This is a genomic window from Micromonospora sp. NPDC005163, assembly GCF_053599835.1.
In genome coordinates this window covers 1-7,986 of record NZ_JBSFYP010000125.1, presented here as the reverse complement: position 1 = coordinate 7,986, position 7,986 = coordinate 1, and the positions used below count along the sequence as shown (strand labels likewise).

General features: G+C 73.6%; 4 protein-coding genes. 1 reads left to right on the top strand and 3 read right to left on the bottom strand.

Going from position 1 to position 7,986, the window contains the following annotated elements; genetic code table 11:
- Nucleotides 1-1,151 precede the first annotated feature (1,151 nt).
- On the top strand, nt 1,152-4,676 hold the full coding sequence (locus ACWD6N_RS36830) for an ABC transporter ATP-binding protein/permease (protein WP_354963267.1): 3,525 nt from the start codon (nt 1,152-1,154) through the stop codon (nt 4,674-4,676).
- A 45-nt stretch (nt 4,677-4,721) separates the two neighbouring features.
- Here ACWD6N_RS36830 and ACWD6N_RS36825 read toward each other — a convergent pair whose 3' ends face one another.
- The 3 genes from ACWD6N_RS36825 to ACWD6N_RS36815 form a co-directional block, all read right to left on the bottom strand.
- Nucleotides 4,722-5,789 carry an NADH:flavin oxidoreductase/NADH oxidase gene (locus ACWD6N_RS36825; RefSeq protein WP_387325482.1) on the bottom strand — a complete coding sequence of 356 codons (1,068 nt, stop codon included), beginning with the start codon at nt 5,787-5,789 and terminating at the stop codon, nt 4,722-4,724.
- Between the two features lie 67 nt (nt 5,790-5,856).
- Nucleotides 5,857-7,161, bottom strand: coding sequence for a dicarboxylate/amino acid:cation symporter (locus ACWD6N_RS36820; RefSeq protein ID WP_354963321.1), 1,305 nt, complete (start codon nt 7,159-7,161; stop codon nt 5,857-5,859).
- Nucleotides 7,162-7,370: 209 nt separating this feature from the next.
- Nucleotides 7,371-7,986: DUF998 domain-containing protein (locus ACWD6N_RS36815; RefSeq protein ID WP_450006612.1), on the bottom strand; the 616-nt coding region annotated here is incomplete at its 5' end.

Here is a 7,986-nt window from a genome sequence, read left to right as displayed (position 1 = left end):
GAACGCGAGACCAGCAACAGACAGCATGCTCTTACGAATGATCGTGTTCATGAGGGGGTCAGCTCCTTCAGGGGGGTAGACACCCACACGCCCCGAGGGGGACGGCGCAAGGGTGCGAGCACCTCGTCCGGCGCTTTCAACTGCATGGGGGAAAGTCATCGGTCGGCGGCCTACGGGCGGGGGGCTCGTGGCGCCGGGTCTGTGTGTAACGACCGCCGGGCCGCGGGCATTCCGGGGTTGGCCCATCCATCGGCACCCCGGTGAGCGGGGGCTCCGTTCCAGCGGCCCCGGGTGAGGGGTGCTGGTGCGGTCGGTCAGGTGTCTGCAACGACCGGCTACCTGCGGGCATTCCAATCCGGGCCTGGCTGCCATCCCAACCCTGCGGGGGCGGGGTGCCGGGCCGGTGGTGCTGCGATCGTCAGGGTGTGTAACGACCCCCGGCCCGCCACGATTCCACCCCACGAGTGCACCCGGTCACAGCCCAGAGTCACCCGATACCGGACATTCGACGCGGAGATTGCCGGCTGTCGCGGGCTCAGCTCGATCGGCTGGGGTTGATCGACTCGGTATCACCGATATCGGGCCATCCGGCCGCCCGGGACACCGGGACATCCCCGAAATCGCCGACATTCTCGAAATCGCCGGCACCACCGACATCGCTGACATCGAGACGATCACCGCGAACGAGGATGAAGCGAACCCTTGGGCGAGGTGGTCAACGAGCGGTATACCTCAGAGGCATATTTATGCCTCACAGGTATATCGCTCACAACACCGACCGCCCCCGAGAAGGGCGCACCCGGCCGCGTCCACCCACAGGGACCAAACGGGAGCAGCGAGCGATCCGGGCTCCGCCGCACCCTGGCGCGGGAATCGGGGCGAACGGCGATCAATGGCGATCTGCCGGCCGAGCGGGATGCGCCCGTCGCCCTTTTTAGGCGCTGTTCGGCGTGGGGCGGGTGGTTGCCGTGGACTGGCTGGTCCGTCAACCCGACCGGCCGTCGTGGGCGTGCGGGCGGCGCTGCCCGAGCATCGCGGGTCAGGTGCCCAGACCTGATCGGAAGCCCTGCTCAGAGCGGGTAAATCGGTTGAGTGGACAGGGTCGTAACAGGCACGCTGAGTTCTCCGCCACCCACGTCCGGAGGACACCGATGCGCCTGCTCCGTGATCTGTGGGGCACCTCGCCACGTCGCCTGACGATCGTGGCCGTCCTGATCGTGCTCGGCGCCGCCGGTCAGGCCGGCGCGTCGGCGCTCGCCGGAGCGGTGCTGGTGCATCGCTCGGCCGGCTTCTTCACGGTACTGGCGGCGGCGCTGGTCGCCGTGGTGCTCACCGATCTGGCGGTCAGCCTGCTGATGGCCGGTCTGAGCGCCGACTGGTCCGCCGACGTGCGGCGGCGGCTCTGCCGGGTCGCGCTCGGGCAGGACCTGCCCACCCTGGAGACCACCCCGGTGGGCGAGCTGCTCGACCGCATCGACGGGGACGTCTACCAGGTGGCGTCGGCGGTCCGCAACCAGGGCACCCGGCTCGCCCAGGGACTCTGCGTCGGCCTGCTGTCGATGGTCGTCGCGCTGGCCGTGTGGTGGCCGGCAGGGATCGCGATGCTCCTGCTCACGGTGGCGCTCGCCGTCGGCCTGCGCCGGCCCACGGCGCGGATCGGTCCGGCCCGGATGGCGGAGGAGGAGGCCTGGTCGGACCTGGCCGCGGTGATGGAGGAGGCGGTGCACGGCCAGGACGACGTCCGCACCAGTCTGGCCCGGCCGTACGTGCTGCGGCTGTACGCCCGACGGGCCGCCGCCGTGCTGTCCCGGGGCCGCCTGGTCTGGGTGTTGTCCGCCCGGGTGGCCACGGCCGCCACCGCGACGATCCGGGGCGGCATCGGGGTGGTGGTGCTCGGCGGGGCCTGGGCGTTGGCCACCGACCGGATCGACGCCGCCCGCCTTACCGCGATCTGGCTGCTCGCCCTCGCCTTCGGAGCCACCGCGGAGCACGTCAGCCGCATGGTGCCGGAGCTCCAGGAGGCTCTCGGCGCGTGGGCGCGGGTGCAGCTGCTCCAGAAGGCCCGGCAGGAGCCCCTCGGCGGGGCCAGCCCGACCGACGGTGACCTGCGCATCCGCGACCTGACGTTCGGGTACCAGGTGAGCGGGCCGGAGAGTGGCCGGGGGACCGCGTTGCGCGGGGTCAGCCTCACCTTCGCGCGTGGCCGCTCGTACGCGCTGATCGGGCGGACCGGCTCGGGCAAGTCGACACTGGCGAAGGTGCTCACCAGGGCCGTCGACGTGCCGCCGGGAACGGTCTTCCTCGGCGGCACCGACCTGTGCGACCTCGACGTCGAGCAGCTGCGCCGCTGGGTGGCGCTGGTGCCGCAGCGCACCGAGATCCTGGCCGGCACGCTCGCCGAGAACGTCGCGCTCTTCGACCCGGACCTGCTCGACGCCGCGGCCCGAGCGCTGGACGAGCTGGGCCTCGCCGGCTGGATCGCCGAACTGCCGGACGGGCTGGCGACCCGGCTGGGGGAGGGCGGGCACGTGCTCTCCGCCGGTCAGGAGCAGCTGGTGGCGTTCGCCCGGATCCTGGTCCGCGACCCGCACGTGGTGATCCTCGACGAGGCCACCGCGCGGCTGGACCCGGTCACCGAGGCACGGGTGCAGCGGGCCACTGAACGGCTGCTGCGCGACCGGATCGGCATCGTCATCGCGCACCGGCTCTCCTCCGTGCGCCGCTGCGACGAGGTGGTGGTGCTGGCCGACGGCGCGGTGGTCGAGGCCGGCCCGCTGGAAACGTCGACGCGCTTCGCCGAGCTGCTCGCGACCAGCCACGCCGCCGCGTACGCCGCGGTGGTGCCGGCCGGTCGCACCGGCGCCGGCACCGACCTGCTGGTCGGCCCCGGCCCGGCCGGCGCCTGGCCGAGCGGCCCGACGATCGAACCGATCGAGCCGGCCACGCGGGTCGAGCCGGTCGAGCCGAAACGCGCCGACCCGCCGCCACTGCCGCCCGTCCCGCCGGCCCGGACCCTGCGGGAGATCGTCCGACTCTGCACCAACGACCCCCGGTACGGGCTGGCCGCGATCGGGCTGTTCCTCGGGCTCTCCCTGCTCGGGCTGGACGGCCCGGTGCTGCCCTGGCTCTGGGCCGACCTGGTCGACGGGACCGGCAACCCGTACCTGCCGGCACTGGGGATCGTGGCCGGGCTGCTGGTCACCCTGCCGCTGCCGTTCTACACCCACGTCTGGTTCCCGCAGTGGTGGGTACGGCAGATGTTGCGGATCGGCCTGCGCCTCGTGCACGGCCAGACCGGGCCGCGCCGGGTCAGCTCGCACACCCCGGCGGAGGTGGTGGCGCAGGGCGGTGACACCGAGCGGGTGGTCCAGCTCGCCGACAACGTGCTGGACCAGGCCGTCGCGCTGATCCTCGTGGTCGCCATGACGGCGGTGACCGGCAGCGTCGTACCGGCGCTGTTCTTCCTCGGCACGATGGTCGTCTCCGGGTTGGCCGCGACGCTGTTCGGGCCGAAGCTCGAGCGCGCGGCCCGGGCCACCGTGGCGGCGCGGGCCGCCTTCGCCACCGCGTTGGTCTCCGCGCTCTCCGCGGCGCGGACGGTGAAGCTCGCCGGTGCGACCGCGGCGGTGCTGCGCCACCTGGCCGATCTCGACGTGCTGCGCAGTGACCGGCAGCGGCGGGAGATCTCGGTGCAGGTGTGGTCGCGTTCCACGCCGTCGGTGGCCAGTGGCCTGCTGCCGATCGGCGCGTGGGCGCTCTACCTGACCGGTGGGCTCTCCGCCGGAGCGGTGCTGGTGGCCGTCTCCACCCTCGGCGCGGCCCGCTGGTTCGCCTGGACCACCGCGTCGTTGATCTCCCAGCTGCCCTCCGCGCGGGTCTGGACCCGGCGCACGGTGGCGATGACCGGGGTGGGCGCGTACTCAGCCGGGGTGTCCGCCGTCGACCTGGCCGCCGGAACGGCGCCCGCGCCGACGCCGCCGCCACGGCACCCGCTGCGCCGGCTGGAGCTGCGCGGTTTCGGGGTGGTGCACACCGACGGTACGGCCGCCGTGCGGGACGTCGACCTGACCGTGCAGCGCGGGCAGCTGGTTCTGGTCGTCGGGCCGGTCGGCTCGGGCAAGTCCTCGCTGCTGCGGGCGTTGGCCGGGATCGTGCACCACACCGGCGAGCTGTCCTGGAACGGCGACCCGGTCACCGAGCCGGAGCTGTTCCTGCGCCCCAACCAGGTCGGCTACGTCGGCCAGCTACCCCGGGTGCTCTCCGGCACGGTGGCCGACAACATCGCGCTCGGCCACCAGGTGGACGCGGCCGGGGCGGTCAGCACCGCCCAGCTCGACCACGACCTCGCCGCCGCGGGTGGCGGGCTGGGTCTGCTCATCGGGCACAAGGGCACCCGGCTCTCCGGTGGCCAGTTGCAGCGGCTGGCGCTGGCCCGAGCGCTGGCGCCGCGTACCGAGCTGCTGGTCGCCGACGACGTGTCGTCGGCACTGGACGTCACCACCGAGCTGGCGCTGTGGCAGGCGCTGCGCGCGCACGGGGTGACCGTGGTCGGCTCGACCGCCAAGCGCGCCGCGCTGGTCCGCGCCGACCACGTGGTGGTGCTGCTCGGCGGCACGGTGGCCGCCCAGGGTTCCTGGCGGGACCTGGAGGGCGACTGGTCGCACCTGGCCGGCTGACGGCGGGCGGCTGCCCGGCACGGCAGCCGCCCGGCCGGCGGGGGATCAGGCGGCGCGGGCGTACTGGGCGGGCCCGGTGTACGCCACGCCGAGCTTCGCGGCGGCCCGGCGCGGCCAGTACGGGTCGCGCAGCAACTCCCGGCCGAGCAGCACCAGGTCGGCCTCGCCGCCGGCGACGATCTGCTCGGCGTGCTCCGGCTCGACGATCAGACCGACCGCGCCGGTCGGCACGCCGGCCTCGCGGCGGATCCGGGCGGCCAGCGGCACCTGGTAGCCGGGACCGAGGGGGATGCGCTGGTCCACGCTCACACCGGCGGAGGAGGTGTCGACCAGGTCCACGCCGACACCTGCCAGCTCGCCGGCGAGCACCACGCTGTCCTCGATCGTCCAGCCACCCTCGACCCAGTCGGTGGCGGAGATCCGGGTGAGGACCGGGACGTTCTCGCCGACCGCGGCGCGCACCGCGCGGGCCACCTCCAGGGTGAGCCGCATCCGGGCGGCCCGGCCACCGCCGTAGGAGTCGGTGCGGTGGTTGGTCAGCGGCGAGAGGAACTCGTGCAGCAGGTAGCCGTGCGCGGCGTGGATCTCCACGGCCGCGAAGCCGGCTGCCAGGGCGCGTTCGGCGGCGGTGGCGAACGCCTCGACCACGCCCGCGATCCCGGCCACGTCGAGGGCGGTCGGCACCCGGTAGTCGGCGACGAACGGCTCGGACCCGGGGCCGACCGGCGTCCAGCCGCCCTCGGTGTCCGGCACGCCGCCGCGGCTCGGGGCCCACGGCCGGTGCGTGGAGGCTTTGAAGCCGGCGTGCGCGAGCTGGACCGCGGGCACCGCGCCGTGATCGGTGACGAACGCGGTCACCGGCCGCCAGGCGTCCACGTGCGCGCCGGACCACAGCCCGGTGTCCTGCGGGCTGATCCGGCCCTCCGGCAGTACGGCGGTCGCCTCGGTCAGCACGAGCCCGACCCCGCCGACCGCCCGGCTGCCGAGGTGGATGAGGTGCCAGTCGGTGGGCAGACCGTCCGGGCCGGCGGTGTACTGGCACATCGGCGCCATGGCGATCCGGTTGGGCAGGGTTACCGCGCGCAGGGCCAGTGGGGTGAACAGGGAGCTCATCTCGTCATCCTCTCGGAAACGACGACGGGCCCCCGGGGAGGGGCCCGTCGTCGTCGATGCGAACCGGTCAGGCGGGGACGGGGGTGAGCTCGTCCCGCCGGTCGGGCCGGCTGTCCGCGACCGGCTCCGGATCGGTCAGGTCCCGCCGACCGGCGGATTCGTACGCGGCCCGGTCGAGGGTGCCCTCGCGGGCGGCGACCACGGTCGGCACCAGCGCCTGCCCGGCCACGTTGGTGGCGGTGCGGACCATGTCCAGGATCGGGTCGATGGCCAGCAGCAGGCCGGCGCCGGCCAACGGCAGGCCCAGCGTGCTCAGGGTGAGGGTGAGCATCACGATCGCGCCGGTCAGGCCGGCGGTGGCCGCCGAGCCGACCACCGAGACGAAGGCGATCAGCAGGTAGTCGGTGATGCCGAGGTGCACGCCGAACACCTGCGCCACGAAGATCGCGGCCAGTGCCGGGTAGATCGCGGCGCAGCCGTCCATCTTCGTGGTGGCGCCGAAGGGCACCGCGAACGAGGCGTACTCGCGGGGCACGCCGAGCCGTTCGACGGAGCGCTGGGTCACCGGCATGGTGCCCACCGAGGAGCGGGACACGAAGGCCAGCTCGATCGCCGGCCACGCGCCGGCGAAGAAGCGCAGCGGGTTGAGCCGGCCGGCGAAGATCAGCACCAGTGGGTAGACCACGAACAGCACGATGGCGCAGCCGACGTAGACGGCGGTGGTGAACTTCGCGAGGGGGGCCAGCAGGTCCCAGCCGTACGAGGCGACGGCGTTGCCGATCAGGCCGAGGGTGCCGATCGGGGCGAGCCGGATGACCCACCAGAGCGCCTTCTGGACGATCTCCAGCAGCGAGCGGTTCAGCGCCACGAACGGCTCGGCGGCGTCGCCCACCAGCAGCGCCGCGGCCCCGACCACGAGGGCGAGGAAGACGATCTGGAGCACGTTGCCCTCGACGAACGCCCCGACCGGGTTGGTGGGCACGATGCCGGTGAGGAAGTCCGTCCACGAGCCGGTGTTCTTCGGCGGCGCCGCGCCGCCCAGGTCGAGGGTGACGCCCCTGCCCGGGTTGGTCACCAGGCCGAGGCCGATGCCGATGGCGACCGAGATCAGTGCGGTGATGCCGAACCACATCAGGGTCTTCAGCGCGAGCCGGGCGGCGTTGGCGACGCCGCGCAGGCTGACCACGCTGACCACGATGGCGGTGAAGACCAGGGGCGGCACGGCCAGCTTGAGCAGCTGGATGAAGAGGCTGCCGACGGTGTGCAGGGTGCTGGTCAGCCAGCTCAGGTCGTTGGTGCGGGCCAGGAAGCCGAGCGCCACGCCGAGCACGAGGCCGAGCAGGATCTGCACGGAGAAGGGAATTTTGCGCAGGCCGAAGGGCATGAGGATTGATCCAATTGTCTGGGCTGAACGGGGTAGGCGTGGGAGCGCAGCTACGCCGGACAGCTGCCGCTGGCCTGCAGTCGAAGATCGACGTACAGGCGAACGGTGAGGTCCCAGAGATTGGTCATCGCCAGCCGACGATACGCCGGTGAGTGGCCATCGCAAGGCGCGAATCGGGGTGACGCTCCTTACACGCCCTACCGGCGGGTCAGGGCGAGGGTGGTGGCGGTGGCGAGGCCCCACAGGATCGCCAGCGCGAGGATCAGCCGCTCCAGCACGCCCACCACGGTGCCCCGACCGATGACGAGCAGGCCCAGCCCCACCGTGGCGCACAGCGGGAGGCTCAGCGCGGCGGCCGTGCCGGACAGTCGGCGTACCGCCCGGTCGACCGGGCCGGCCACGGCGAGCGCGATCATGGCGAACACCACCGACGCGGTCGCCGCGATGCTCGCGCCGCCGTGCGCCAGGTCCGCCACCGTGGCGCGCTCGAACGGCGGCAGCGGGCAGCCGGCCGAGCAGGTGACCGCCCCGGACAGCGCGGTGCACACGGCACCGGCGGCGAGCAGCGCCGGCGCCGCCCGCACCCCGGGGGGCAGGGCCGCGGCGAGCAGCAGCAGCGAGCCGGCCAGTGCGAGGATCCCGATCCGGTACGTCGCCGCGTGGCCGCCGCCGGCGATGCCCGCCTCGCTGACGTACCCGGTGAACCCCGGCCCGGGACCGGCGACCACCGCGACCGTCACCGCGACCGCACCGATCAGCCCGCAGCCGGCGGCGGCCCACCCGGGCGGACGTCGCGCGCCGCGTCGCCGGGTG